The organism is Cellulomonas humilata (assembly GCF_030814415.1).
Lineage (GTDB): Bacteria > Actinomycetota > Actinomycetes > Actinomycetales > Cellulomonadaceae > Cellulomonas > Cellulomonas humilata_A.
In genome coordinates, this window is record NZ_JAUSVB010000006.1 from 132,185 (window position 1) to 157,599 (window position 25,415).

General features: G+C 72.7%; 27 protein-coding genes and 1 pseudogene. 13 read left to right on the top strand and 15 right to left on the bottom strand.

Going from position 1 to position 25,415, the window contains the following annotated elements:
- The first annotated feature begins 256 nt into the window (after positions 1-256).
- Both J2X26_RS19215 and J2X26_RS19220 read left to right on the top strand, forming a co-directional pair.
- Positions 257-1,561 (top strand): carbohydrate-binding protein, encoded by a 1,305-nt coding sequence (locus J2X26_RS19215; protein WP_307494319.1) that lies wholly within the window; start codon positions 257-259, stop codon positions 1,559-1,561.
- 102 nt (positions 1,562-1,663) lie between these two features.
- Positions 1,664-2,476 (top strand): SDR family NAD(P)-dependent oxidoreductase, encoded by an 813-nt coding sequence (locus tag J2X26_RS19220; protein WP_307494320.1) that lies wholly within the window; start codon positions 1,664-1,666, stop codon positions 2,474-2,476.
- Here the strand turns inward: J2X26_RS19220 and J2X26_RS19225 are convergent.
- From J2X26_RS19225 to J2X26_RS19235, 3 genes are read right to left on the bottom strand one after another with little or no spacing between them, the layout of a single operon-like run.
- Positions 2,466-4,136, bottom strand: coding sequence for a glycoside hydrolase family 9 protein (locus tag J2X26_RS19225; protein WP_307494321.1), 1,671 nt, complete (start codon positions 4,134-4,136; stop codon positions 2,466-2,468). The genes J2X26_RS19220 and J2X26_RS19225 overlap by 11 nt on opposite strands.
- On the bottom strand, positions 4,133-5,332 hold the full coding sequence (locus J2X26_RS19230; protein WP_307494562.1) for an RNA polymerase sigma factor: 1,200 nt from the start codon (positions 5,330-5,332) through the stop codon (positions 4,133-4,135). Before J2X26_RS19230 ends, J2X26_RS19225 begins: the two co-directional genes overlap by 4 nt.
- A complete protein-coding gene (locus tag J2X26_RS19235) occupies positions 5,329-5,769 on the bottom strand; it encodes a YciI family protein (RefSeq protein ID WP_307494322.1) in 441 nt (146 codons plus the stop codon). Before J2X26_RS19235 ends, J2X26_RS19230 begins: the two co-directional genes overlap by 4 nt.
- 98 nt (positions 5,770-5,867) lie before the next feature.
- Between J2X26_RS19235 and J2X26_RS19240 the strand changes: the two genes are divergently transcribed.
- A complete protein-coding gene (locus J2X26_RS19240; protein WP_307494323.1) occupies positions 5,868-6,218 on the top strand; it encodes a hypothetical protein in 351 nt (116 codons plus the stop codon).
- Positions 6,219-6,222: 4 nt separating this feature from the next.
- On the opposite strand, the gene J2X26_RS19245 is transcribed toward J2X26_RS19240, so the two are convergent.
- The 3 genes from J2X26_RS19245 to J2X26_RS19255 form a co-directional block, all read right to left on the bottom strand.
- Positions 6,223-7,005, bottom strand: coding sequence for an MBL fold metallo-hydrolase (locus J2X26_RS19245; RefSeq protein ID WP_307494324.1), 783 nt, complete (start codon positions 7,003-7,005; stop codon positions 6,223-6,225).
- Between the two features lie 2 nt (positions 7,006-7,007).
- Positions 7,008-7,832 carry an alpha/beta hydrolase gene (locus tag J2X26_RS19250; RefSeq protein ID WP_307494325.1) on the bottom strand — a complete coding sequence of 275 codons (825 nt, stop codon included), beginning with the start codon at positions 7,830-7,832 and terminating at the stop codon, positions 7,008-7,010.
- Positions 7,833-7,958: 126 nt separating this feature from the next.
- Positions 7,959-8,384, bottom strand: coding sequence for a VOC family protein (locus J2X26_RS19255; RefSeq protein ID WP_307494326.1), 426 nt, complete (start codon positions 8,382-8,384; stop codon positions 7,959-7,961).
- Positions 8,385-8,467: 83 nt separating this feature from the next.
- On the opposite strand from J2X26_RS19255, the gene J2X26_RS19260 reads away from it, so the two are divergent.
- On the top strand, positions 8,468-9,430 hold the full coding sequence (locus J2X26_RS19260; protein WP_307494327.1) for a helix-turn-helix transcriptional regulator: 963 nt from the start codon (positions 8,468-8,470) through the stop codon (positions 9,428-9,430).
- On the opposite strand, the gene J2X26_RS19265 is transcribed toward J2X26_RS19260, so the two are convergent.
- A complete protein-coding gene (locus tag J2X26_RS19265) occupies positions 9,427-10,077 on the bottom strand; it encodes an NADPH-dependent F420 reductase (protein ID WP_307494328.1) in 651 nt (216 codons plus the stop codon). The two genes, J2X26_RS19260 and J2X26_RS19265, sit on opposite strands and share 4 nt — an antisense overlap.
- Positions 10,074-11,108, bottom strand: coding sequence for an LLM class flavin-dependent oxidoreductase (locus J2X26_RS19270; protein WP_307494329.1), 1,035 nt, complete (start codon positions 11,106-11,108; stop codon positions 10,074-10,076). Before J2X26_RS19270 ends, J2X26_RS19265 begins: the two co-directional genes overlap by 4 nt.
- Before the next feature lie 83 nt (positions 11,109-11,191).
- Here J2X26_RS19270 and J2X26_RS19275 point away from each other — a divergent pair, with 83 nt between their 5' ends.
- Positions 11,192-11,686: a putative immunity protein gene (locus J2X26_RS19275; protein ID WP_307494330.1), complete on the top strand. Its 495-nt coding sequence runs from the start codon at positions 11,192-11,194 to the stop codon at positions 11,684-11,686.
- Positions 11,687-11,721: 35 nt separating this feature from the next.
- Here J2X26_RS19275 and J2X26_RS19280 read toward each other — a convergent pair whose 3' ends face one another.
- The gene (locus J2X26_RS19280; protein ID WP_307494331.1) at positions 11,722-12,120 is read right to left on the bottom strand and encodes a GNAT family N-acetyltransferase; all 399 of its coding nucleotides are present in this window, start codon (positions 12,118-12,120) and stop codon (positions 11,722-11,724) included.
- A gap of 203 nt (positions 12,121-12,323) precedes the next feature.
- Between J2X26_RS19280 and yiaA the strand changes: the two genes are divergently transcribed.
- On the top strand, positions 12,324-12,785 hold the full coding sequence (gene yiaA, locus J2X26_RS19285) for an inner membrane protein YiaA (RefSeq protein ID WP_307494332.1): 462 nt from the start codon (positions 12,324-12,326) through the stop codon (positions 12,783-12,785).
- A gap of 102 nt (positions 12,786-12,887) precedes the next feature.
- Here yiaA and J2X26_RS19290 read toward each other — a convergent pair whose 3' ends face one another.
- Complete coding sequence (locus tag J2X26_RS19290; RefSeq protein WP_307494333.1) at positions 12,888-13,382, bottom strand: MarR family winged helix-turn-helix transcriptional regulator; 495 nt, start codon at positions 13,380-13,382, stop codon at positions 12,888-12,890.
- A 101-nt stretch (positions 13,383-13,483) separates the two neighbouring features.
- Between J2X26_RS19290 and J2X26_RS19295 the strand changes: the two genes are divergently transcribed.
- From J2X26_RS19295 to J2X26_RS19315, 5 genes and pseudogenes are all read left to right on the top strand, one after another.
- On the top strand, positions 13,484-14,563 hold the full coding sequence (locus J2X26_RS19295) for an alkene reductase (RefSeq protein WP_307494334.1): 1,080 nt from the start codon (positions 13,484-13,486) through the stop codon (positions 14,561-14,563).
- A gap of 18 nt (positions 14,564-14,581) precedes the next feature.
- Entirely contained in the window at positions 14,582-15,481 is a 900-nt protein-coding gene (locus J2X26_RS19300; protein ID WP_307494335.1) for an NADP-dependent oxidoreductase, read from the top strand.
- A gap of 93 nt (positions 15,482-15,574) precedes the next feature.
- Positions 15,575-15,679, top strand: a pseudogene (locus J2X26_RS19305) (RidA family protein); the annotation flags it as partial.
- Between the two features lie 685 nt (positions 15,680-16,364).
- Positions 16,365-18,845 carry a hypothetical protein gene (locus J2X26_RS19310; RefSeq protein WP_307494336.1) on the top strand — a complete coding sequence of 827 codons (2,481 nt, stop codon included), beginning with the start codon at positions 16,365-16,367 and terminating at the stop codon, positions 18,843-18,845.
- Positions 18,846-18,939: 94 nt separating this feature from the next.
- Positions 18,940-19,809: an AraC family transcriptional regulator gene (locus tag J2X26_RS19315; protein ID WP_307494337.1), complete on the top strand. Its 870-nt coding sequence runs from the start codon at positions 18,940-18,942 to the stop codon at positions 19,807-19,809.
- A gap of 21 nt (positions 19,810-19,830) precedes the next feature.
- Here the strand turns inward: J2X26_RS19315 and J2X26_RS19320 are convergent, their stop codons facing one another.
- The 3 genes from J2X26_RS19320 to J2X26_RS19330 all read right to left on the bottom strand — a co-directional run bounded on the left by J2X26_RS19320 (position 19,831) and on the right by J2X26_RS19330 (position 22,350).
- Positions 19,831-20,169: a cupin domain-containing protein gene (locus J2X26_RS19320; protein WP_307494338.1), complete on the bottom strand. Its 339-nt coding sequence runs from the start codon at positions 20,167-20,169 to the stop codon at positions 19,831-19,833.
- Positions 20,170-20,303: 134 nt separating this feature from the next.
- On the bottom strand, positions 20,304-21,587 hold the full coding sequence (locus J2X26_RS19325) for a cellulose binding domain-containing protein (RefSeq protein ID WP_307494339.1): 1,284 nt from the start codon (positions 21,585-21,587) through the stop codon (positions 20,304-20,306).
- Between the two features lie 220 nt (positions 21,588-21,807).
- On the bottom strand, positions 21,808-22,350 hold the full coding sequence (locus J2X26_RS19330; RefSeq protein WP_307494340.1) for an AAA family ATPase: 543 nt from the start codon (positions 22,348-22,350) through the stop codon (positions 21,808-21,810).
- A gap of 147 nt (positions 22,351-22,497) precedes the next feature.
- On the opposite strand from J2X26_RS19330, the gene J2X26_RS19335 reads away from it, so the two are divergent.
- Entirely contained in the window at positions 22,498-22,647 is a 150-nt protein-coding gene (locus J2X26_RS19335; RefSeq protein ID WP_307494341.1) for a hypothetical protein, read from the top strand.
- Positions 22,648-22,773: 126 nt separating this feature from the next.
- Here J2X26_RS19335 and J2X26_RS19340 read toward each other — a convergent pair whose 3' ends face one another.
- Together J2X26_RS19340 and J2X26_RS19345 are read right to left on the bottom strand one after the other, a co-directional pair.
- Positions 22,774-23,310: a class I SAM-dependent DNA methyltransferase gene (locus J2X26_RS19340; protein ID WP_307494342.1), complete on the bottom strand. Its 537-nt coding sequence runs from the start codon at positions 23,308-23,310 to the stop codon at positions 22,774-22,776.
- A 196-nt stretch (positions 23,311-23,506) separates the two neighbouring features.
- Positions 23,507-24,052, bottom strand: coding sequence for a CGNR zinc finger domain-containing protein (locus J2X26_RS19345; protein WP_307494343.1), 546 nt, complete (start codon positions 24,050-24,052; stop codon positions 23,507-23,509).
- A 56-nt stretch (positions 24,053-24,108) separates the two neighbouring features.
- On the opposite strand from J2X26_RS19345, the gene J2X26_RS19350 reads away from it, so the two are divergent.
- Entirely contained in the window at positions 24,109-25,404 is a 1,296-nt protein-coding gene (locus J2X26_RS19350) for an MFS transporter (protein WP_307494344.1), read from the top strand.
- Positions 25,405-25,415: the final 11 nt, after the last annotated feature.

The following is a 25,415-nucleotide window of genomic DNA, read 5'->3' on the forward strand; positions in this document are numbered from 1 at the left end:
TCGCCGGACCGCACCCCGGACGCGATGCCGTGCGCGGAGCGCGACGTCGGGTCCGCGTCCAGGGTAGGCGAGGCTGTTTTGTTAGGACCCCTTCCATTCACCCGCTCTCGGGCAATACGGTCATCCGCAGGTCGTCCGCCCCTCCCGGACGACCCAGCACCGCGACAACGACGTCGCTGTGCTCGCCCGCGGCACCCCTCCTCGTGACGGTCGGGTGCCGGCCCCGTCCGTCCGTTCGCTCCCGGAGGGTTTCGCCATGCCTCGATACGTCCATCCACGCCGCCTCGCCACCGCTGTGCTCTCAGCCGTGGTCGCCACCGGCCTCGTCGCCACCGTCGGCCTGACCATCAACGCGTCCGCGGCCAGCGCGGCCGACACCTGTGCCCAGAAGTCCCGCCCGACGGGCAAGGTCCTGCAGGGCTACTGGGAGAGCTGGGACAACTCCAGCGTCCATCCCGGCATGGGCTACATCCCGATCGACGACGCCCGCCAGGCGCAGCACGGCTACAACGTCCTGATGGCGGCGTTCCCCGTGATCCTGCCCGACGGCACGGTGAAGTGGGCCGACGGGATGGACACCGGCGTCGACGTCCCCACCTCGGCCCAGATGTGCGCCGCGAAGGCGCAGGGGCACACGATCCTGATGTCTATCGGCGGGGCCAACGCTAGCATCGACCTGTCGTCCGCGGCGGTCGCGGACCGCTTCGTCGCGACGATCGTGCCCATCCTCAAGGCCAACAACTTCGACGGCATCGACATCGACATCGAGGCCGGGCTCACCGGCTCCGGCAGCATCGGGACGTTGTCGACGTCGCAGGCCAACCTCGTGCGCATCATCGACGGGGTCCTCGCGGCCATGCCCGCCGGGTTCGGCCTGACCATGGCACCCGAGACCGCCTACGTGACCGGCGGCTCGGTGGTCTACGGGTCGATCTGGGGCTCCTACCTGCCGATCATCAAGAAGTACGCCGACAACGGCCGCCTCTGGTGGCTGAACATGCAGTACTACAACGGCTCGATGTACGACTGCGCCGGCAACTCCTATGCCGCCGGCACGGTAGCGGGCTTCGTCGCGCAGACCCGGTGCCTCGACGCCGGCCTGACTGTCCAGGGCACGACGATCCGGGTGCCGTTCGACAAGCAGGTCCCCGGCCTCCCCGCCCAGCCCGGTGCGGGCGGCGGGTACATGTCGCCGGCGCTCGTCTCGCAGGCGTGGTCGCAGCTCGGCGGGGCACCCAAGGGGCTCATGACGTGGTCGATCAACTGGGACGGGTCGAAGGGCTGGACGTTCGGCGACAACGTGCGGTCGCTGATCGGCGGGACGGTCCCGACGCAGACGCCCACGCCGACGAGCACCCCGACGCCGACCCCCACCAGCACGCCCACACCGACACCGACGGTCTCGCCGACGACGCCGAGCGGCACGTGGGCGGCCTACACGGCCTACAAGGTCGGCGACGTCGTCACCTACGGCGGCACGAGGTACTCGTGCCGGCAGGCGCACACGTCGCTGCCGGGCTGGGAGCCGCCGAACGTGCTGGCGCTCTGGCTGCCGGTCTGACCCGAGTCTGAGAAGGTCGGCGCCGAACCCGGTTGGAGCTCGGCGCCGACCTTCTCCGCCGCAGTACGGTCGGCGCAGCGGATCGGCAGGGGGGCGCCGGCGATGAAGGTGGCAGGGACGACCGTCGTGGTGACGGGCGCCGGCGACGGCATCGGCCGCGAGCTGGTGTTCGGGCTGCTCTCGCGAGGGGCCAGGGTTGCCGCGGTGAGTCGGACCGCCGAGCACCTGGAGGAGACCGTGGCCCGGGCGGGTCGGGCGGGCGACCGTCTCTCCGTCCACGTCGTCGACGTCAGCGACCGGGTGGCCGTCGAGGCGCTCCCCGCAGCCGTCGTGGACGAGCACGGGCAGGTCGACGGCCTCATCAACTGTGCCGGCATCATCCAGCCGTTCGTCCCGCTGCTCGACCTGGGGTACGACGACATCGAGCGGGTGATCGCGGTGAACTTCTGGGGCCCGGTGCACACGACGAAGGCGTTCCTGCCGCATCTCGTCGCCAGGCCGCGAGCGCACGTGGTCAACGTGTCGAGCATGGGTGCGTTCCTGCCGGTGCCCGGACAGACCGTCTACGGGGCGTCGAAGGCGGCCGTGCGCCTTCTCACCGAGGGGCTGCATTCCGAGCTGGCCGGCACCACGGTGTCGGTCACGGTCGTCTTCCCCGGAGCGACCCGCACGGGAATCGTCGAGAACTCGGGGGTGCGCCCGCCGGAGATCACCGGCGCGGCGGCGCGGAAGGTCGAGAAGATGATGGCGTCGTCGCCGACGGCCGCGCGCCGCATCCTCGACGGCGTCGAGCGGGACGCCTACCGCGTCACCGTCGGGAAGGACGCGGCCGTCATGGACGTCCTTGCCCGCCTGGCGCCCGAGCGCGCGGCCCGGTTGGTCCGCACGAGGATGAAGGCGCTGCTCAGCCCGTGAGGAACGCGGCCACCCAGGCGAGCGGTGCGTTCCAGCGGACGCACACGTCGTTGGTGACCTCGGACGTGGGTTCGTCGAGGTAGCAGAGCTGCGGTGGCAGCCCGACCAGACGCGTGTCGTAGGGGAAGTCCGGCGCAGGGACCGAGTTCGCTCCGCCCGCCAGGGCGCCCGGCGGGGGTGGGGGCATCGCGGGGTCCAGGTCGTGGCCGAACTGCCGGGTGCGCTGGTGGTGGCTGTGGTCGGCGCCGTAGCCGGTCACGTAGCTCTGCCCGAGCGCGTTGCGGCCCAGCACGTAGTCCACCCCCGTCGCGACGGCGTCGCGGTAGGCGGTCTCACCGGTGACCAGGTGGGCCACACCCAGCACGACGAGGTTGTTCAGGAGCCGGCCGTTCGACCCCCACCCCCATCCGTCTGCAGGTGCGTAGGGCTGGCCCCACGGCTGCTGCGCCTGCAGAGCGACGAGCCGGTCGGCGCCGTCGCGCACGCTGTCGACGACCCGGTCGTGGTCGGCCAGACCGCCACCGTGCAGTGCCAGGTCGAGCCGGGCAGGGGCGCTGACGTCGTTGAAGTCGAAGCCTGCGGCGTCGAACGGGTCCGACGCGTGCTCGGCTGCCCGCAGGACCTCGACCTCGTACGCGTGGTCCCCGGTCGCGAGCCACAGCTCGGTGGCCGCCCAGTAGAGGTCGTCGCCGACCTCGCCGTCGTCGTACGGTCCCCCGCCGTGGCGGGCGTGGTCGTCCGGGGCGAGCACGTCGGGGTGCAGCCGGGCGGCGTCATAGGCGGACCGTGCAGCCGTCTCCAGCCGGTGCGCGTAGGTGGGGTCGACCGACCGGAAGTGGCGTGCGCCGGCCGCCGCGGCGGCAGCCAGGTGGAGCGCCGCGGTGGTCGACGGACGGTGCAGCACGCGCTCGGTCGGGTCGAGGTGCGGCCAGCCCGGCACGGGGGACCACGTGGTGCCATGGACACGGTGGAACGCCAGGCCCGCCAGCGGTCGCCCGGGCGGCACCTGCATCCGCAGCAGCCAGTCGAGCTGCCACCGGCACTCCTCCAAGATGTCGCCACGCCTCGGCACCAGGTCGAGGATGCCCAGCAGCTGCCACACCGCGATCGCCCCGCTGGTGACGTACTTGCCGTAGTCGCCCGCGTCGTACCAGCCGCCCGACACGTCGTACGTGCCGTCGTCGTGCCAGCCCGGGTAGAGGCGCTGCGCGTCCGGGCCGGTCCAGGCGGGGACGGCGGTGTCCCGATGGCCGGCCGGGCGTTCGTAGCCCGGGACGAGGATCTCGGTGCCCGACCGCATCAGGGAGAAGAAGCGCAGGGCGTCGTCGCGCAGGTCGGCGTGCAACCGGGCGCCCACCCGGAACGGGTGGCTGCGCGACGGCGGCGCCTCGACGCGGAACGTGCCCTCGCCCAGCGCGCCGAGGTCGAGCACGTGCACGGGGAGGCCGGAGGTGGGCTCGGGTCGGTCCGGCCAGGGCGCTGACCTGCCCTCGTGGGCGACGAGTCCGTCATCGCGCACGACGGTGAACGCGACCGGATCGACGTCGGCCGAGACGAGTGTCGCTCGCATCGGCAGGCCCGGGACGTACCCGAGCTGGTTGACCCGCACGGCCGGGCGTCCGGCGACGATGTCCTGCACCGACCACGCCGGAAAGGTCACGCGGACCCCCCGGCGAGCCGGGCCACCTGCGCGTCGAGGTACCGGCGTTCCGCGACGTTCGTCGCCCGGCCCGCCGCGCGACGGTAGTGGGTGAGGGCCAGCTCGTGGTCGCCCGCCAGCTCGTGCAGGTGTGCCTTGAGCTGGTCGACGCGGGGGAGCGTGCCGTCGACGCCGTCCAGGACCGCCAGGCCCACAGCCGGCCCGTGCACCATCGCGGTCGCGACCGCCCGGTTGAGGGTCACCACGGGGCTGCCCGTCATCCGCTCCAGCAGCTCGTACAGCGCGAGGATCTGCGGCCAGTCCGTCGCGTCCGCGCTGCGCGCCCGGTCGTGGATCGCCGCGATCGCCGCCTGCAGCTGGTACTCGCCGACGGCTCCTCGACCGATCGCGCCGTCGAGCAGCGCGGTCCCCTCGGCGACCCGCGCGTGGTCCCACAAGCCTCGGTCCTGGTCGGCCAGCGTCACCGGGGTGCCCGACGCATCGGTGCGGGCGGGACGTCGGGCGTCCGTCAGGAGCACCAGGGCGAGCAGGCCGGCCACCTCGGGGTCGTCGTCGGCAGCCTGCACGAGCCGCGCGAGACGGATCGCCTCGTCGGACAGGTCGACGCGCGTGAGGTCGTCGCCGGCGCTGCCGGTGTAGCCCTCGTTGAACATCAGGTAGAGGACGCGCAGGACGCTGCGGAGCCGGTCGGCGCGCTCGTCGGGCGACGGCATCGAGAAGCGTTCACCCGCGACCCGCTGCTTGGCCCGGCTGATCCGCTGCGCCATCGTCGCCTCGGGCACGAGGAAGGCGCGGGCGATCTCCGCGGTGGTCAGCCCGCCGACCGCGCGCAGGGTCAGCGCGATCGCGGACGTGGGCGAGAGCACCGGGTGACAGCACAGGAACAGCACGGTCAGGGTGTCGTCGTCCTGGGCCGCGCCGCCTGCCGACGGCTCCGATGCGACCCGGACCTCCCGGTCGCGGCGCGCGGTGTCGCTGCGCCACTGGTCGACCATCCGTCGCGACGCCGTCTGCAGCAGCCAGCCGCGGGGCTGCGCGGGGATACCGTCCGCCGACCAGTGCCGGGCGGCGGCGATCAGTGCCTCCTGCACCGCGTCCTCGGCCGCGTCGAAGTCCCCCCACCGGCGGGCGAGCGTGCCGAGGACCTGCGGCGCCAGCTCGCGCAGCAGGTCCTCGACGTCGCTCGGGACGTTCAGCGCGGGTTGCTCGCCGTCTCGAGGTACGCGTTCATCTCCTCGACGCCCGACGGGCCGTCGTCCATGATCCGGCGCACCTGGATGGGCTGCTGCGTCGGGACCCCGCCGCGCCCCGGCACCGCGGAGACGAGCCCCGCGATCTCGAGCGCGCGCTCCTCGGAGTCGACGTCGACGATCTGGTAGCCCGCGATCCACTCCTTGAACTCCTGGAACGGACCGTCCGTGATCACCGGAGTGACCCCGTCCGATCTCACGACCTTGGCCAGGTCGGGCCCGGTCAGGACCTCGCCGCCCACCAGCTCCCCGTTGGCGGTGAGCTCAGCGTTCAGGCGCCCGTAGTAGTTGAGGTGCGCGGCGACCTCGTCGTCAGTCCACTCCGACATCGGCGACTCGTCGGGACCGCTCTGGAAGTCCACGATCAGCAGGTACTTGGCCATGACTGCTCCTTCTCCGTCGTGCCCAGACTGGCACTGTCACTCGAAGAACGGAGCCCGGCCGCGTTCCTCTACGTGCCGGGCCGGAGTAGGTTCCGCGCATGGACCCCTCGTCCTCGACCCGGATGCCCGGCCGGCTGGTGCCCGCCGGTGGCGGTCATGTGCCCGTGCGCGTGCGGGGCTTCGTCGAGGACGCCGCACCGGCGCGCGCCCACCGGTCGGAGCGCGGGTTCGCCGTCGTGCTGGCGCGCAGCGAGCACGACGTGGTCAAGGTCGTCGACGGCTCCACGGTCCTCGGCTACCTGCCCGAGGGGTGGTCGCAGGTGGTCGACTTCGAGCTGTGGTCGGCCGAGCAGGCGGGCGAGCCGGCGGTGGCGCGAGCGGTCCTCGAGGGTGCCCGCGGCGAGCGCGACCTGTTCGTCATGCTGAGCTGGCCCCGCCGCCGCGCCTGAGCCGCTACACCTCCACGGCCTGCGGCTTCCCCCGCTCGGCCCATACGGTGCTCCCGCCGTCGGGCGCGAGCTCCGGTCGCTGCAGCGCCGCGGCGCTGTCCAGGAAGTGCGACCACCCCTCGTGGTGCACCGGCAGCACCGTGCGCGGCCGCAGCTCCCGGCACAGCTCGCGCCCGTCCACGACCGTCATCGTGTAGCGCAGCGGGCCGGTCGTGGGGAACCGGACCCCGCCGAGGTGCAGGACCACCGTGCCCACCTGCAGCCGCTCGGGGACCCGACGCACCTCGGAGGTCAGCACCGTGTCTCCGGTCACCCACACCGCGCCGTGCTGCTGGCCCTCCCACGTGAGGCCGAAGCCGGTGACCGCCCCGATGATCGCTCGAGCGCCGACCGGTCCGTGGCGGCCGGGGGTCGCCGTGACCGTCAGAGTCGGACGGTCGGGGTGGGTCAGCGTCGTCGTCTCCCACGGGTGCAGGCCCTGCGCGGGGGCACCGAGCCGACGCGCCCCCGGCACGGTGGTCAGCACCGCGGGGACGCCGGCCAGCATCGCGCGGCCCGCGTCGTCGAGGTTGTCCGCGTGGTGGTCGTGGCTGAGCAGGACCGCGTCGACCTCGCCGACCTCCTCCACCGACAGCGCAGGACCGGTCGTCTTGCGCGACGACGTCCCCCAGCCGAACTTGTAGGTCCGGCCGGGGGCGTCGAACGTCGGGTCGGTCAGGATGCGCCAGCCGTCGACCTCGAGGAGCGCCGTCGGGCCGCCGATGTGCGTGAACGTCAGCGTCGACACCGTCAGGCGGACGTGACGTTCGAGGTGGCGTGGGCGAGCGCCCACTCCAGGGCGCGGTCGGCGATCTCCTCCCAGCCGGGCCCGGCGACCATGAGGTGCGGACGGCCGTCGTAGGTCTCGTGCTCGGTGACGGTGCCCTCACCCTTGTAGTGCTTGGCGTTCGACGCCTGCACTGACGGCGGCATGATGTGGTCCTCCGAGCCGGACAGGAACAGCAGCGGCACCCGGTTCGGGTTCTTGAAGTCGACCCACGCGTCCTGGTGGCCGGGCTGCACGTTCGCCAGCACGGAGTCGATGAGCACGCGGCCCGACGCGGGGATGTGGTACCGGTCGTAGAAGTACTGCGACTCCTCCGGCGTGTACGTGTTGGTGAACGCGTACGTCCACTCCTCGAACGACAGGCCGACCGCGCGGTGGTGGTTCGCGGGGTTCTTCACGACGGGGAACACCGACTTGAGCTGCGACCACGGGGTGACGAGCACCCCCTCGACCGGCGCCGAGTTCAGCGCGACCGCGGCGCTGCCGTGCCCGCGGTCCAGCATCAGCTGCAGGAACGTCCCGCCCGCGGAGTGGCCCATCAGGATCGGCTTGGTGGGCGTGTCCAGCGAGCCGATGAACTCGTCGAGGTGGTTCGCGATCGCCTCGACCGTGAGGTTCGCGATGGGCGTCGGGTCGGCCCGCAGCGCCTCGACCTCCACCTCGAAGCCCGGGTAGCCGGGCGTGTGGACCGTGTAGCCCTTGGCCTCGTAGTGCGCCTTCCAGCCCTCCCAGGAGCGGGGCGTGACCCAGAAGCCGTGGATGAGCACGATCGTGTCGGGAGCGGTCATGACGCCACCTCGTTCCTCGTCGCCTGTCCGGTTCGTCCGACCGGTTGATCAGCACTGTGGCACCCACAGACCACGCGCGGTGGTCTGTGGGTGCACAGATCTGGTGCTGGTGTGCAGGTCAGCGGGCTACGACGCGGTGTGCTCGGCGACGACGTCGAGCACCCAGACCACACCGAACCGGTCCCGGAGCATGCCGTAGAGCGGCGACCACCCGGCGGGAGCGAGCTCCTGCACGACCGTCGCGCCCGCGGACAGGCCCGTCCAGCAGGCAGTGATCTCGTCGGCGTCGGTACCGCGCACGGACACGAACACCGCGTTGACGCCCGGCTCGTACGGGAGGCGGCCGGGGACGTCGTAGGCCATGACGTGGAAGCCGTCGTCGGACCGGACCTGGCCCCACATGATCTGCTCGGCCTCCGCGGGGTCCTGCGCGCTGTGCGCGTCCTGGTAGGTGACGAGGACGATCTCTCCGCCGAAGACAGACCGGTAGAGCTCCAGCGCCGCGCGGGCGTCGCCACGGAAGTTCAGGTGGGTGGTGGTCGTGATGGTCACGGGAAGTCCTCTCGGTTGATGACAGGACGACGCTATGAGCCATTGCGGCCACTTCCTGTCCGCGATGATGGGAGCCTGGACGCATGGCGAACACGAGCTCGCGGACCCTGCGGCTGCTGTCGTTACTGCAGGCCCGCCGGTACTGGCCGGGGCCCCGGCTCGCGGACGAGCTGGGCGTCTCGGCGCGGACGCTGCGCCGGGACGTCGACCGGCTGCGCGAGCTCGGCTACCCGGTCGACGCCCAGCCGGGGGTCGACGGCGGGTACGCGCTCGCGGCCGGGGCGTCGTTGCCGCCGCTCGTGGTGGACGACGACGAGGCGATGGCGCTGGCGGTCGCCATCCAGTCCCACCTGGCCACGGGCGACGGCGGCGATGCTGCGCTGCGCGCACTGACGAAGGTCGTGCAGGTGATGCCGCGACGGCTGCGCGCGCGTCTCGACGCGGTCCGCTCCTCCACGACGCCCGCCCCGTGGAGCGCCGACGTCGTCGCGCCGGTCGACCACGCCGTCCTGTCGACCCTCGCGCTCGGCTGTCGCGACCGGGAGCGGGTCCGCTTCGACTACGTGGCGGCCGCCGGTTCGGCGTCCTCCCGGCTGGTCGAGCCTGCACAGCTCGTCGCGCTCGGGCGGCGGTGGTACCTCGTCGGCTACGACCTCGACCGGCACGACTGGCGGACCTTCCGCATCGACCGGATCGGCACAGCCGACAGCACCGGCACCTCGTTCGCGCCGCGGACGCCGCCGTTCGACGACGTCGCCGCCTTCGTCCGCACCCGCGTCCTCGGCGACTCCGCGGGCGGACGGCACCAGGTCGAGGTGGTGGTCGAGGCGTCGGCCGACGTCGTCCGCGGGGTGGTCGGACGCTGGGCCGACGTGCGAGCGGACTCCCCGGCGCGCTGCACGATGACGATGGAGACGGACTCGCTCGAGGGGCCGCTGTTCGCGCTCGGCTCCCTCGGTGCGGAGTTCACGGTGGTCTCGCCGGCGGAGCTGGTGGCTCTGGTCCGGGACTGGGGTGCGCGCTTCGAGCGGGCCGCGCGCGGCTAGACGGGGTCGAGCCTCGCGTCGTCGACCAGGGCGGCGAGCGCGGGGGCGGTGACGTTGGCACCGAAGGCGGGGGTGCCGGGCTGTAGGCGCGCACCGGTGCGGAGCGGTCCGACGACGACGGGGTCGAACCCGAGCCGCTCGACGAGCTCGGCGACGGCCGCGGTGTCGTCCGGGTCGTCCCCGGCGACGGCGATCGCCTTGCGCCCGGGCGTGCCGGCGGGCCGGGCTTCGCCGTCGAGGTCGTGGTAGCCCATGTGGTTGAACGCCTTCACGACGCGCGACGCGGGCAGGTACTCCTGGACGAGCTCGCTCGTGGTCGTCCGGGGGTCGGTGAGGTCGTCGCGGATGCCGTCGATCTCCCACCAGTAGTTCATCGCGTCGACGACGAGCTTCCCCGCCAGCGCGTCGACGGGGACATTGCGGTACTTGCCGAGGGGGAGCGCGAGGATCACGACGTCCGCCGAGGTGGCCGCGTCGAGGGCGGTGACCGCGGCCGCGCCGGGGACGAGGACCTCGACCGTCAGGGCGATCTTCGCCGGGTCGGTCGAGCCCGCCACGAGCACGCGGTAGCCCGCGGCGACGGCCAGGCGGGCCAGCACCGTGCCGACCTTGCCCGCGCCGAGGATGCCGATCGTGGTGGTCGTCACGCGTCCGCCACCAGGTCGCGGACCATCGGGATGACCTTGGTGCCGTACAGCTCGACGTTGCGCAGGCGGGCGTCGCCCGGCTGGGCGCCCGTGGTGTAGATCAGGTCGAACCGGCCGACCCCGAGCGCGGTGACGGCGCGGGCGATCTTCTGCGCGACGGTCTGCGGTGACCCGACGTACAAAGAGCCGTACGCGACCTCGGCGTCGAACTCCTCGCGACGCACCGGCGGCCAGCCGCGCAGCGCGCCGATCCGGTCGCGCTGGGTCCGGTAGTGCGGCCAGAAGATCTCGACGGCCTCCTCGTCGGTGTCCGCGACGAACCCGGGGGAGTGCATGCCGACCGGGTGGGCGGTGGTGCCGAACTGCTCGGCCGCCCGCCGGTACAGGTCGAGGTACGGGGCGAAGCGCTGCGGGTCGCCGCCGATGATCGCCAGCATGAGCGGCATGCCGTACTGGGCTGTGCGCACGACGGACTGCGGGGAGCCGCCGACGCCGACCCAGGTGGTCAGGTGGCCGGACTCGGTCTTGGGGAAGACGTCAGCGTTCGTCAGGGCCGGGCGCGTGGTGCCGGACCAGGTGACCGGCTGCTCGGTCAGGAGCCGGGAGAACAGCTCGATCTTCTCCTCGAAGAGGAGGTCGTAGTCGGCCAGGTCGTAGCCGAACAGCGGGAACGACTCGGTGAACGAGCCGCGGCCGAGGATGACCTCCGCGCGGCCGTTCGAGATGGCGTCGAGGGTGGCGAAGCGCTGGAAGACACGTACCGGGTCGTCGGAGCTGAGCACCGTGACGCCCGAGCCGAGCCGCAGGCGCGAGGTGCGGGCGGCGATCGCCGCCAGCACGGTCTCCGGGGACGAGACGGAGTACTCGGGGCGGTGGTGCTCGCCCAGGGCGATGACGTCGACGCCGACCTGGTCGGCCAGGACCGCCTCCTCGACGACCTGCCGGATCGCGGTGGCATGCGAGACGAGCTCGCCGTCGCTGCCCTGGGGGCGGTCGCCGAACGAGTCCAGGCCGAGCTGGAGGGTGGTCATGAGAGTCGCTCCTCGATGCGTCAGTAGTTGACAGTTCAACTGTACTCGGACGCGATCGATTCCTGCCGGTGGTAGGAACGGGTGTGCCCATCCTCCCGACCCAGCGCGACCCCCGACTGATCACCGTCCGTCGGGGCGGGACCCTCACCGACGAGGACCACCGGCTGCTCGCCGAGTGGGCCCTGCGGTGCGCCGAGCACGTGCTGCACCTGTTCGAGGACGATCACCCCGACGACAGCCGGCCGCGCGACGCCCTCGAGGTCGGTCGGGCCTGGATCCGTGGCGAGGTGCCCATGAAGACCGCGCACGCCGCCGCGTTCCAGGCGAACGCCGCGGCCCGCGGGCTGCCCGACCCGGCGAAGTTCGCCGCGCTCTCCGCAGGCCAGGCGGTCGCGGTGGCCCATGTTGCCGCTCACGACCTGGGGGCTGCGGCGTACGCGATCAGAGCGGTGGGTACCGAGGCGCGGCTGGCGGAGCGGGACTGGCAGCGGGAGCTGCTCCCCGCCGCGGTCCGTGAGCTCGTCCTCGACGACCAGCGCCTCCGGAGCCCCATCTGCTGGCACGCCTTCGACGACTGAGGCCCCGGGGTGGGTCGAGACGATCCGACCGGGCGTCAGCCGAGGCGCACGAGGCCGGCCTCGCTGTGCCGCAGGCCGCACGCGCCCTCGTAGAAGTCGACCAGGTGCGGCTCGTAGTCGGCGTGCAGCCACTCGCACCCTGCGCGCCGCGCCTCGTCGGCCGCGGCCTCGACGAGCGCCCGCCCTGTGCCGCGCCCCTGCACGTCGGGTGCGACGCAGGTGTCGAGGAGGATCGCGTGGGCACCGCCGTCGCCGATCACGTTGACGAACCCGACCAGTCGCCCGTCGAGACGGGCGGTGACCCACGTGAGGCTGTGGTCCGCGAGGCGCTGCCGCCAGGGGGTCTGCGTGACCGGATGGTCGAAGGCTGCGGCGTGCAGCGCGTCCAGCTCGGGGTCGGTCAGCTCACCTCGGGCGCGCAGGTCGATGTCCACGCACCCATCCTGTCGTTCGGGGACGTGGTCGAGCGCGAGCGCGAGGGTGATGCCGGGGCGTGACCCGAGCGATGCGCAGTCGTTGTGGAGAACTAGCCCGACCGAGGGGAGTCTGCCGACATGCTTGCGGTGGACCGTCCAGGACCCGCACCATCAGGGCCGCGGCTGGCACGGTTGCCGCCACCTCGACCTTCGGAGTCTCCATGTCGCTGAACCCCGTCCCAGCCCGACCGACTGCCGCCTTCGTCGGCGCGTCCTGGGTGGCCCTCGTCATCGCGCTCCTCGCCTACGGCGTCGGACTGTGGAACGCGGAGCTGGACCCGTCGGAGAAGGGCTTCCTCGGCACGCTGCTCCTGCTCGGTCTGTTCTCCGCGATCGCCGTGCAGAAGTCGGTCCGCGACCGCGCCGAAGGTGTGCCGGTGACGTCGATCTTCCTGGGCCTGTCGTGGGCGATGGTCCTGACGTCCCTCGTGCTAGTGACGACGGCGCTGGTCAACGCGCCGCTGGAGCTGTCGGAGAAGGGGTTCTTCGGGCTGAGCTTCACGATGGCGCTCTTCTCGGTGGTCGCCGTCCAGAAGAACGTCCGCGACCTGGCGGCTGCCGGACCGGCGCCCGCCGCGCCGAAGCCGGTCGAGCCGGAGGTCAAGGCGACCGTCTGGCAGTGAGTGTCGAGCGGCCCACCGCACTCCCGCGGGGAGTGCAGCGGGCCGTGACGTAGGTGATGGAGGACGTCGGGTACCTCCAAGAGGGTCGCGCGTCGGGCGGCGTCACTCGGGGCTCGTCGTCAGCCCTTGTTCGTCGAGCAGGTTGCGCTCAAGCCGGCGCAGCGTGCGGAGAGCCGCCTCCTGGTCGTCGCGGGTGAGGTCGCCGACGGTCCCGCGCTCGAGCGCCGCCCAGAGGGCCTCCACGCGGGGGCGCAGGCCCAGGCTCGCCGCGGTGGGCTCGACGAGCGTCACGCGGCCGTCGACCGGGCTCGGTCGGCGGCGGACGAACCCGGCCCGTTCCAGGCGCTGGACCGTGCGCGTCATCGAGGCGGAGTCGGTGTCCACCAGTGCGGCGAGGTCTGCCTGACGCTGCGGTCCGTGCTCCCACAGGTGCATGAGCAGGAGCTCCTGGCCGGGCCGGAGCCCGAGCTCGCGGAACAGCCGACCCGCGAGGGCGTGGTGCGTGCGGGCGAGCCGGAAGATCGCGTGGCTGATCGGCCCGCTCGCTGCGGCGCGGGGTTCCCTGTCCATGTCAGGGATGTCGGGCGGGTGTGGCACCAGCTGAGCATATCTGTCCCGATCGCGGGGAATGTGTGGGGAGCGGACTGAGTTACCTGTCTCGAACAGCAAAGTCTGTTCGCAGAGAGAGGGCGACACCCATGACCACTGCATTCGAACCGGCAACGATCGGCCGCTACACCACCCGCAACCGCATCGTGATGGCTCCGATGACCCGTAGCCGGGCCTACGGCAGAGGAGCGAGCGCGACTCCGCTCATGGCGGAGTACTACGCCCAGCGCGCCGGCGCGGGCCTCATCATCACCGAGGGCACTCAGCCCTCGCCCGAGGGTCAGGGCTACCCGGACACCCCCGGCCTGCACACGGCTGTCCAGGTCGAGGCCTGGCGCGGGGTCACGTCCGCTGTGCATGCGCGGGGCGGCCTGATCTTCGCCCAGCTCATGCACACCGGACGGATCGGCCACCCGAGCCTGACGGGACTGCCGCCCGTCGGCGCGTCCGCGATCGCTGCCGCCGGCACGGTGTTCACCCCGACCGGTCCCCTGGGGTTCGTCGCGCCGCTCGCGCTCGACGACGCCGGCATCGAGCGGACGATCGCCGACTTCGCCCAGGCGGCCCGCAACGCCGTCGACGCCGGCTTCGACGGGGTCGAGCTGCACGGCGCCAACGGCTACCTGCTGCACCAGTTCCTCGCCACCAACACGAACACCCGTACCGACGGGTGGGGTGGAGACGTCGCGGGACGCATCCGCCTGACGGTCGAGGTGGTACAGGCGGTCGCCCACGCGATCGGCGCGGACCGCACCGCGCTGCGGATCTCACCGGGGAACCCCTACAACGACATCACCGAGGACGACGTCGAGGCCACCTACAACGCGCTCGTCGACGCGCTCGACCCGCTGGGGCTCGCCTACCTGCACCTGGCCGAAGGCCCGGACGTCGAGCTGACCTCGACGCTGCGCGTGCGCTGGTCCGGACCGCTGGTCCTCAACCCCTTCACGCCCGGGAGCTGGACCGGGCCGGACGCACTCGGCCGCGTCGAGGACGGCTCGGCGGACCTCGTGTCGTACGCGGCTCTGTACCTGGCCAACCCGGACCTCCCCGCTCGGCTCGCCGTCGGCGGGCCCTTCACGGCACCCGACTACGGCACCGCGTACGGCGGCCACGAGCGGGGCTACACGGACTATCCGACGCTCGACGACGCCACCGTCGTCGGCTGATCACGAGAGGCACACACCATGAAGACGATCATGATCGACACGTTCGGCGGACCGGAGGTCCTGCGCTCCGCCGAGGTCCCCGTCCCCGAGCCGGGCACCGGTCAGGTGCGCGTGCGCGTCCTTGCTGCCGGGGTGAACGGCATCGACGGCAAGATCCGCTCGGGCGTGTTCCCGGGCTCCGCCCTGCCGGCCGCCCTCGGCATCGAGATCGCCGGCGTGGTCGACGCGCTCGGCGCCGGCGTCGACGACGTGCTCGTCGGCGACACCGTCGTGGGCTGGGCCGACCCGCCCGCGGGCGGCTACGCCGAGGCGGCGCTCACCAGCACCTACGCTCCGGTCCCTGCCGGGCTCGACCCGGTCGACGCGGTGACCGTCCCGGTCGCGGGGGAGACCGCGCGGCGCGTGCTGCGCGAGCTGGCGGTGCAAACCGGCGAGACGCTGCTCGTGCACGGTGCGAGCGGCTCGGTCGGGGAGCTGGCGACGCAGCTGGCGGTCGCCCGCGGTGTGCATGTCGTCGGCACCGCCTCCGCGGACCACCAGGACCGTGTCGCGGCACTCGGTGCGACCCCGACCACCTACGGCGCGGGGCTCGTCGACCGCGTGCGAGCCGTGGCCCCCGACGGCATCGACGCGGTCCTCGACACGACCGGTCGCGGGGTGCTGCCCGACTCGATCGAGCTGCGCGGCGGCACCGAGCGGATCGTCACGATCGCGGACCCGGCTGCGTTCGCCCTGGGCATCGCCTTCAGCTCGACCGCTGAGCGATCGGTCCCGGAGCTGGCCGAGCTCCTGGGGCAGCGGGCACGCGGAGAGCTCACGACGACCATCGGCGGCGTGTTCCCCCTCGACGACGTCCGGAGGGCCGCCGAGCTCAACGACGCCGGGCGCGGAGGCGGCAAGCTCGTCCTGGTCCCCTGAGCGACGGCCTCGGCGGGCCGGGGTGCCCGCCGAGGCGCGCCCAGGATGACGTGGGTCGTGGAACGTGAGCCCCAGCCGTAGGCTCCCGGCGTGCGGCTGGGCGGCGCGGGCGTCACCCCGACCATGACGATGCTCGAGGTGTCACGGTTGGCCATCCCCGGCCAGCTGGTCGAGCCGGAAGGCGCCGCCGTCGCGTGATGCCACGCGCGTCGGCTGCTCGCGCCGATCGGGCGCCGCCGAGAGCTGGTCGGCCAGGTGGCGGAGCACCTGCCGGCCCGTCCGCTCCGACGGTGGTGTGGTCGCCGGGGCGTACGACACGCGTCGGATCACGCGGCGGGCCACCGCCTGCCGTCGGGTCAGCCACCGCACGACGAGGATGTGCCCGACCCCGGGAACGGCCCCGTCGGGGTGCGGTCCGGTGACGACCTGGCGCGCACGGCCCTCGGCGTGCGCCCGCCGGGCGTGCTCACCCACGAGGTGCTCGATGAGCGAGGCGAGGTTCCGGGCGGTGTCGGGCACCTCGTCCAGCAACGTCGCCACACCCTCCGGTCCCGGCTCTGCCACGGCCACCGTGAGCCGCTGCTGGAACGCCGCCAGCTGGTCCGCGGACCAGTCGTCGCCGTGCTCGGGTAGCGGGTCAGCGAGGGTGGTGCGGCTGCCGAACACGTGATGCTCCTCCGGTGCGATGACGACGCGGTCCGCGCCGGGGTCGAGTGTGCGCCGCTCAGCGGATGGAGGGTGTCGGTTTCGTCCCCCTTTCGCCCGATCGGTCGTCCCCCTGACGGTGAGTGCTGCTGCGACGGCCCGGTATCAGCCGACCTGGCGACCGCTCCTGCTTGCGCAGGGACGGCTCGGTCCGTGCGGGAGCGCATCAGGAGGGGTCGTGTTCTCCAGCAGGTCCGGCGGCCCGGTGGCCGCGTTCCGGGGCCGCCCGATCGTGGTCGGTCGGCGCACGATCGCCTGGCTCTCGACGTTCGCCGTCGCGACCTCTGCGCTGGTCGGCACCACGCTCCTCGGGCACGGGACGCCGGCGGAGCGCCTCACCCTCGGCGCGGGATCCGTGTGGGTCGTCTCGCCCGGGGAAGGCCTGCTGACCCTGCTCGACGGCGCGTCGGAGGAGGTGGTCGCGAGCGCGCGGGTCCGCGGCGCCGGGCACGACCTGGGCGTCGTCCAGGCTGGAAGCGACGCCTACGTGACCGACTCCACCGACGGCGCGGTCGCCCGCATCGACGGCGCGACGTTCGAGGTGTCGGAGCCCGTGCCGTTCGCCTCGGCAGGTGGCGGCGTGAACGTGCTCAGCGGTGGCGGCGAGCTGTACGTGCTCGACCCGGCGGGGGCCCGCGCCCGGCTGGTCGACCCCCGGGCGCTCGAGGTGCGCACCGACCTCTCGCTCGCCGCGACGCCAGGGCCGGGTCAGGCCGTCGTCGACGAGGACGGGCAGCTGTGGCTCATCGACGAGGAGCGTGGTGGCCTGACGTGGTTCGACGACCACAAGCACGTGCTGCGCGACGTCGCCGCTCCGGACGACCGGCTGGTGCTCGTCCAGGGCAGGCCGGTGCTCGTCGACACCGAGCGGTCGGTCGTGCAGACGCTCGACGCGAGCGGTCGGCCGGGCGCGGAGTCCTGCCTCGACGTGCGCGACGACGACGTGCGGCTGCTCGGCTCGTCGACCGGTGCGGAGCTGTACGCCGCGCAGTCGGCGACCGGCTCGTTCGTCACCGCGGCCGTCGGCCACGACGACTGCGAGCGCGTCGTCGCGCTCGCGGAACCGGGCGCGGCCGACTTCGGGGAGCTCGTGCAGTCCGGACCCTTCGTCTTCGTCCCCGACCGCGCGTCCGGCCGCGCGAACGTGGTCGACACGCGCGACGGACAGGTCACGCAGCTCGACCTCGTCGAGCCCGGGCACGACGTCGAGCTCGTCGCGGAGGGCGGCTTCGTGTTCTACAACGACCGGGACGGGGAGCGCGCCGGCGTCCTGACGCTCGCCGACGGGCAGTGGACGGCGTCCGACGCGCTGCAGAAGTACGACCCCGGGACGGGCGAGCCGCCGCCCGCGCCGACGCCGTCCGAGCCGCCGGCTGATGCTGCCGCGCCGCCCCTGGAGCAGCCGCCGGCGGACGCCGTCGTCGCCCCGGCTCCGACCTCGCCGCCCCCTGCTCAGCGACCGGCGGTCGCGCCCGCCGCGGGCACCAGGCCGAACGGTGGAGCGGCGTCCGCGCCGGCTGCGTCAGCCACGCCGCCGCCCGTGCCGCCGACGGTCGGGCCGATCACGGTGTCGCCCGCCGTCCCGATGCTCGGCGAGCCGGCGACGTTCACCGCGACGGCGAGCCAGGCCGACGGTGCGACCTGGGCGTGGTCCATCGCCGCCGGGGTGGGTGCCCCCTTCGCCACCGGTGCCGACGCGGGGTCCTTCGCGCCGACGCTGCCGACCGACCAGGGCCTCGCGTTCGTCGTGACGCTCACGGTCACGACCGCAGCCGGAGCGCAGTCGGCGACTCCGCTGACCGTCACCGCGACGCCGTCGACCGCTCCCGTGATCTCGTCGGTCACCTCCGCCGAGAGCGTCTACTACCCCTACACGATCGGAACCTTCACGGCCGTGCACTCCGACGTGCCACCCGGCGGGCGCTTCGAGTGGTCGATCACCCGTGACGGAGCGCCGTTCGAGGGCCCGGTCGCGGGAACCGCCGGCGAGCCGTACGCGACGTCGCTGGGAGAGCCCGGGCTGTACCGCGCGACGCTCACGATCACCGTCGACGGCCGGAGCGCCAGCAGCTCGGCCGACTTCAAGGTCGAGTACGTGTGCGGGCCTGCCCTCTCGTCGAGCGTCGTCGACCTGCGCGCCGAGACGTCGGCGGTCCTCACGGTCACGTCGGACTGCGTGGGCACCAACGTGTTCGAGGTCGCCGTCGCCCCGTGGCTCTCCGGGCCGCCGAGCGTGACGGTCCCCGCGGGCGGCTCCGCCACGATCACCGTCGTGCGGTCGACCGGGCAGCCCCCCAGCGACGGGGACCATCCCGACTCCGTCGTCGTCACCTACCGGTCGGGCAGCCTCGGCGAGATGGCGGCCAGGGCGAGCGTCCGGGCGAACCGGTCGCCGGACATGTCCTTCCCGACCGACATCTGCCGCGACATGGGCGACTTCGGCATGGCGTTCTTCGCGAGGGTGTCGGACGACAACATCGACAGCGTCACCCTCTCGATCAACGGGGCGAGCTACAGCATGGACCTGATCGGACCGCCGGACGGCTACCGCGAGGTCGTCGACAAGACGCTCCTGGGCTCGGCGACGACCTGGCGGATCACCGCCATCGACACCAACGGCCTGGCCAGCACCCTCGACGGCACGAGCCCCTGCTGGTGACCCAGGCTCTGCGCGAGCCCTGATCGCACCGGACCGCGATGATCGGGTCCTGCGGCGTGCGGGGACGCCAGAGTGGACGCCGGAAGGGGGCACCGTGATCGCCTGGCTCAACCGGCTCGTGGACCTCGTGGAGGAGCACCTCACCGAGGAGCTCGACATCGTCCGTCTCGCAGCCTCGCTCGGGACCACCGAGTACCACCTGCGCCGCATGTTCTCCTCGCTGGCCGGGATGCCGCTGTCGGAGTACGTGCGCCGCCGGCGGATGACGGTCGCGGCGGCGGAGGTCGTCGCGGGATCCGGGGACCTGCTGGGCATCGCCGTGCGCTACGGCTACGGCTCGGCGGAGGCCTTCGGCCGGGCGTTCCAGTCCGTGCACGGCGTCAGCCCGGGCCGTGCCCGGCGTGACGGTGGCCCCCTCCGCACCCAGCCACGCCTCACGTTCCGCCTGACCGTCGAAGGAGCACTCCCCATGGACGTCCGCATCGTCACCCGACCCGCCTTCCGCCTCGCGGGGCACGCCGCACGCGTCCCGCTCGTGCACCAAGGGGTCAACCCGGCCATCCAGCAGCACGTCACCTCGCTGGCCCCGCAGGAGCACCAGCGGCTGAAGGCGTTGGGCGACGCCGACCCGCACGGCCTGCTCGCCGTGAGCGCCGACATCGACCCCGACCGCCGCGAGGGGACGGAGCTCACGTACCTGCACGGCGTCGCCGTCACGGACGCGGTGGAGGTTCCCGACGACCTCGACGTCCTCCCCGTCGCGGCAGGCTCGTGGGCCGTCTTCCGTGCGGCGGGTCCCTACCCGGACACCCTGCAGGCGGTGTGGGCCGCCACGGCGACGGAGTGGTTCCCGTCGAACCCGTGGCAGCTGCGCCCCGGCCCGGAGCTGGTCGCGGTGCTCGACCGCGCCGACGACTTCAGCACCGCCACGGTCGAGCTCTGGCTGCCGGTCGAGGGCCAGTGAGCGGGCCGGCAGTCGCCTCGCTCATCGGGCTGCGTCGACGTCGAGCTCCTCGGAGGTCTCCACCACGACCGCGGTGAGGTCGGTGGTCGCCCAGGTCTGGTGCACCTCGCCCGGCTCCCACACCACCAGCGATCCCGGACCTATCGGCACCCGGGGCTCGTCGCCCGCCTGCACCTCGCCGCGCCCGGCGACGACGGCGAACAGCTGACGCCGCACCGTGGGGTGTCGACCGAGCATCCCGCCCGCTGCGACGCGCGCCAGATGGATCGACGTCCCGCCGACCGTCGGCATGAACCGCATGGCGACGCCGTTGCTGTCGAACGAGTGGATCTCGTGCTCGGACAGTTCGATGAGGAGCATGCGCTCATCCTGACGGAGTCCGGGCCGAGCCGGTTGCGCGTCAGGCAGGCCCGCCGACGTGCACCGGGCCCTCGCCGGAGGGTGGAGTGGCAGGTCTCAGGATGAGATCCGACCACGGCGGTGGCCTCGTCGGCTCACGAGCTCGTGCACGTCAGGGCCGGGGTCGGGGAGGTGCCGCTGCCGAGCAGCCCGAACGTCGTGGTGCCACCGGACGGCAGCTGGCCGTTCCAGGCCACGTTCCGGACGACGACGAGGTCGCCCTGCGTCGTGACCGTGCCGTTCCACACCTGGTCCACCCGCTCGCCGGACGAGCGCCAGCTCACGCTCCAGGACGTCGCGGCGGCGCCCGCCCGGACGGTCACCTCGCCCTGGAACCCACCGGGCCAGAAGTTCACCGTGCGGTAGGTCGCCGAGCAGCTGCCGGTGGGGGGTGTGGTCGGCGTCGGCGAGGCGGTCGGTGTGGGCGTCGGGGTGACGGTCGGGGTCGGCGTCGGCGTCGGCGTAGGGGTGGGCGTCGGCGTCGGCGTGGGGGGCGGGGTCGTCAGGGAGCTGAAGAACCGCCAGATCTCCCCGGGCACCCACGACTGCTGCTGCCCCCGGTCACGCGCGTCCCACTGGTGGTCGCTGTCGGACGCCAGCCACACCACCGGGAACCCGTCGCGGCACGTGTAGGCCGTCCGCGTGTGGGTTCCGCTGCCCGCGGCCGGCTCGGGTGCCTGCTGTGCCTGGCACCCGTTGTTCCGAAGGGCGCGGTCCCGCAGAGCGCGGCCCTGGGAGATGTTCAGGACACTGTCCACGACGCCGTGGGAGCCGAGGTACGCGATGGGCTGGGTCCCACCGGCGCAGCCGGACAGCTGGGCGCCGTTGAGGACCGCGACCGCACGGAACACGTCGGCCCGGGCGCACGCCAGGGCGTTGCTCATGCCGCCGCCGTAACTGAAGCCGGTCGCGAACCGCTGCGTCGTGTCGATGCAGAGCGCGGACTCGACGGTGCGCAGGATGTCGTCCACGAACGTGACGTCCCGGCCGTTCGTGTTGGGCCAGGCGTTGTCGATGCCCTGCGGCGCCACGAAGATCGTGCTGGATCCCGCGAGCGGCTTGAGCCCGTAGAAGTTCTGGTTCACCACGTCCGCCGCCGTGCCGTGCCACCAGTGCAGCCCGACGACGAGGCGGTACGGACGGTTCGGGTCGTAGCCGGAAGGCACGTCGAGGCGGAACGACCGGGACAGACCGCCGCTGCTGAGCGTGTGCGTACCGGTCGCCAGGCCCGCGGCCCGGCCGCAGCCGACCGTGGTGGCCGCCGAGAGGGATCCCCCCGGCATCGCGGAGGCGGGTGCGGTCAGCCCACCGAGGGCGAGCAGGGCGGCAGTGGCCGTCAGCAGGAACCGCCGACCTCGGGACGGGGTGGGGTGTCGCATGGTGTCGCTCCCTCCAGCAGGGGTCCCTGGCCGCGCTGCCGGGGATTCCACCAGCGGGACGAGGCCCGCTGGTTCCGGCGAATGTATCGATAAACTCGCTGCGTGGAACGGGTGCGAATCGGTTCACGTCCGCCCCGCCGGCTCTCCGTCCGTGTGCGTCGTGCTGTGCGACACGCCACCGAGAGGCCGGCCTCGGCCGCGGTGCGCAACGAGGCCCGGATCAGGCGATCCGGGCGTCGTCCAGGTGGTCGAGGACGTGGCGCACCGTCTCGGCGACCGTCCACCCCGTCGTGTCGACGTGCAGCCCTCCGGGCGTCTCCCGTGCGGCGGCCGCGAACTTCTCCGGGGTCCACGCGCCGTACCCGCGCTTGTGCCGAGCCGCGTCGCGGTCCGCGAGCGTCGCAGCGTCGGGCGTCAGCACGACCGCGTAGCAGGGGCGTGTGCGCACCTGTGCCGTGAAGCGCTCCAGATCCGGCCCGAGCAGGATGTCCTGGACCACGGCCGTGATCCCCGCGGCCGCGTAGGTGTCCGCCGCCTGCGCAGCCAGGGAGTGCCTCAGGTCGAGCTGGGTGCGTCCGACGGCGGACAGCGGCGGGTCCATCGACGCCTGGCCGCTCACGACGAATCGTCGGAACATGTCGCCCCGCACGTGCGCGGCCAGCGGGAAGGACCGGGCGAGCGCGTCGGCGACCGTTGACTTCCCGGCGGCCATCGCCCCCGTCACGACGAGGACGGCGGCCGGCTCGGAGAGGGGCGGCGGCATCGTGGAACCGTACGTCGCGACCCCAGTCGCTGACGACGTGATTCAGCACCCGCGGCGTCGCGAAGCATCGCGTCCATCTCGGAGTCGTGGGAGCGACCGGCGCAGGTCTGCGAGTGACGGTGACCTCGACCGATAGTGTCGCCAACCGTGCGGATCTACGAGCCGAGGTCGACGATCCAACGGTTCGAGGTGCTGCACGACCGCGTCGGCCTCGTTCTTGCTGCCGCTGCGAGTGTGACCGAGCAGCTCGATGCCCAGATGCACTGGTGGAGCCGGTGGGACGACTGGGCTCCGTGATCACACCGAGCCCTGGACGTCCGACGGAGTCAGGCAGGCGCTGCTCGGCCGAGCCGCCACCTGTCCTGGCCGTCCATCGCGACGGAGCCTTCCAGGATCGGCCGCGTCGGTGAACCGGAACGTCGATCAGGGTCGTCCCGCCACCAGCACGCCGTGCTGCCGATCGGGCCGGCGGGGGTTCGGGCGGACGTGGGCGTCGCGGACCACGAACCCAGCGTTCTCGACGAGCTGCGTCAGCTCGTCGACCGGCCAGGAGTAGGCCGTCGTCACCGTGTGCGGGAACGGCTCGAGCCGTTCGCTCGCGAAGAACCCGACGACCAGCGAGCCGTCGCCCCGGAGGCAGCGGCGCAGTTCCTGCAGGATGGTGGGCACTCTGTCGGGCTCGAGATGGATCAGCGAGTACCAGGCCAAGATCCCGGCAGCTGACCCGTCCGGCACGCCGAGGTCGTCGAGCCGAGCCACGCGATAGGACGTCGCCGGGAAGCGTGCCTTGGCCAGCTCGATGAACGCGGGGACGAGATCGACGCCCTCGACCGCAACCCCGAGCTCGGTCAGCAGGTTGGTCCAGTGGCCGGGACCGCATCCGGCGTCGACGATGGGGCCGCCGCAGCCCACGGCCCACTCGGAGATGAGCCGGCGGTCGACGGGATCCATCGCGCTCATGGAGCCGAGCTTCGCCGTGTACTCGTCCGCTCGTGACGAGTACGCCGCTCGTACGACGTCGTCCGTCGACGGAACGTCGTCACACTCCACGACGTCTGCCGTGGAGGTCTCCGGGTCGTGGGGTGCGAGAGGCACGAGACAGCATGGCATCGGCCGGACGCATCCGTCCGCGGGCTGCGGCACGCCCGGTGCGGGGTCAGGGCTCGCGGTTCCGCCAGCGTGCTTGCTTCGCGCGGTTGCCGCAGATGCTCATCGAGCACCACTGGCCGGTGCGGGAGCGGGACGTGTCGTAGAAGCCCCAGTGGCAGTCGTCGGCGGCGCAGGCCTTGAGGCGCGACCAGGTCCCGTCGACGAGGGCTGCGGCCACGGCCGACACGATCCGTCCGTAGACCGCGTCGACGCCCGTGCCCGTGGGTCGGAGGGTCGGGCCGTCGGGGGTGAAGCGCACCGCCAACCGGGAGCGGTTCGCCGCCGCGTCGAGGGCCTCGATGGTCTCCGGCGGGAGCGGCGCACGGTCGTGGTTGGCGAGCAGTGCTGCCCGCAGTGCCTCGCGAAGATCCCGGCCGAAGCGCAGGTCGGCGGCGGTCGCGCGAGGGTCGAGCCCGCGCTCACCAGCCCACGACGCCCATGCAGCCGGATCGCGCAGCCGGTCCGTTCCCGACTCGATGTCGAGGGTGTTGACGAACGCGCGCACGACCTCGAGCTCACCCGGAGCCGGTGTGACAGGAGAGGACGCGGGCATGGCTCGAGCGTAACCGCCATTGCGGTGATGACGGCGTAGTCATAACCTTTGTGAGCATGACGACGGTTACGAACGCGTGGCATGTCCCCGCGTTCCGGCGCATCTGGGGCGCGGGGGCGTTCTCCGCCCTCGGTGCAGAGATCGGCGAGCTGGCGCTCCCGGTGCTCGCCGTGGTCACGCTGGGAGCCTCCGCCTCGGAGCTGTCCTTCGTTCGCGCCGCCCTCCTGACGCCGTACCTCGTGCTCACGCTCGCGTTGGGCGTGCTCGTCGACCGCGTGCGGCGGCGACCTCTGATGATCGGCGCCGACCTCGGCCGCGGCCTGCTCCTGGTCGCGGTGTGCGCCCTGGCGATCAGCGGTCGGCTCACGGTGCCGGTGCTCGTCGTCGCGGCCGCCCTGGTCGGGTCGCTGACCGTGCTCTACGCCCTGGCGGACTTCTCCTTCCTGCCGCTCGTGGTCGACGACTCCGCGCTGATCGACGCCAACGCTCGCATCACAGCCACCCAGTCCGTCATCGGCGTCGCCGGTTCGGGTGCCGGCGGCCTGCTCGTGCAGGCACTGACCGCTCCCGTCGCGATCGCCCTCAACGCCCTCGGATACCTGACGTCCGGTGTCCTGATCTCCCGCGTCCGAGTACCCGAACCTCGACGAGCGCGCACCGAGAAGGCCTCCGCCGTCGCCGAGCTGAAGGTCGGCATGGCGGCGCTGATGCAGCACCGCGTGCTGCGTGCGCTCGTCGCCGAAGCGGGTCTGTGGAACTTCGGCAACGAGGTCCTCATGCTCTCCCTGACGATCCTGCTGCTGCAGACCTTCGGTTGGGGGCCGGTGGTCCTCGGCGCCGTGCTCATGGCCGTGGGAGTCGGCGCGGTGATCGGGAGCGTCCTCAGCCAGCGCCTGACCCTGAGGTTCGGGTACGGCCGCGCGCTCGTCGTGGCCCTGCTCGTCGGCAACACCGCGCCGCTCGCGGGGGTGCTCGGCATCCGGGCACCCAGCTGGTTGGCGCTGGCCGGCCTCACCGTGGCCTTCGTGCTGTCCGGCGTCGGGATCGGGGTCGCCAACTCCCAGACCGTCAGCCTGCGCCAGCTCGCCGTGGCCCCGGAGCTCCGCGGTCGCGTCAACGCCACCTACCGCCTCGCGTCGTGGGGCAGCCTGTCGATCGGCGCGCTCGTCGGCGGGGTCCTCGTGACCAGCGTCGGACCGTGGCCGGCAGCGGTGATCGGCGCCATCCCGATGGCGCTCGCGAGCCTGCCCGTCGTCGCGTCTCCCGTCAGGCGCATGCGCCAGATCGAGCAGGTCGTCCCCGGTCGGGCGGAGGTGCCCGGGGCGCTCGCCACGATCGATCGTCGGCCGTGACGTGTCGTCGC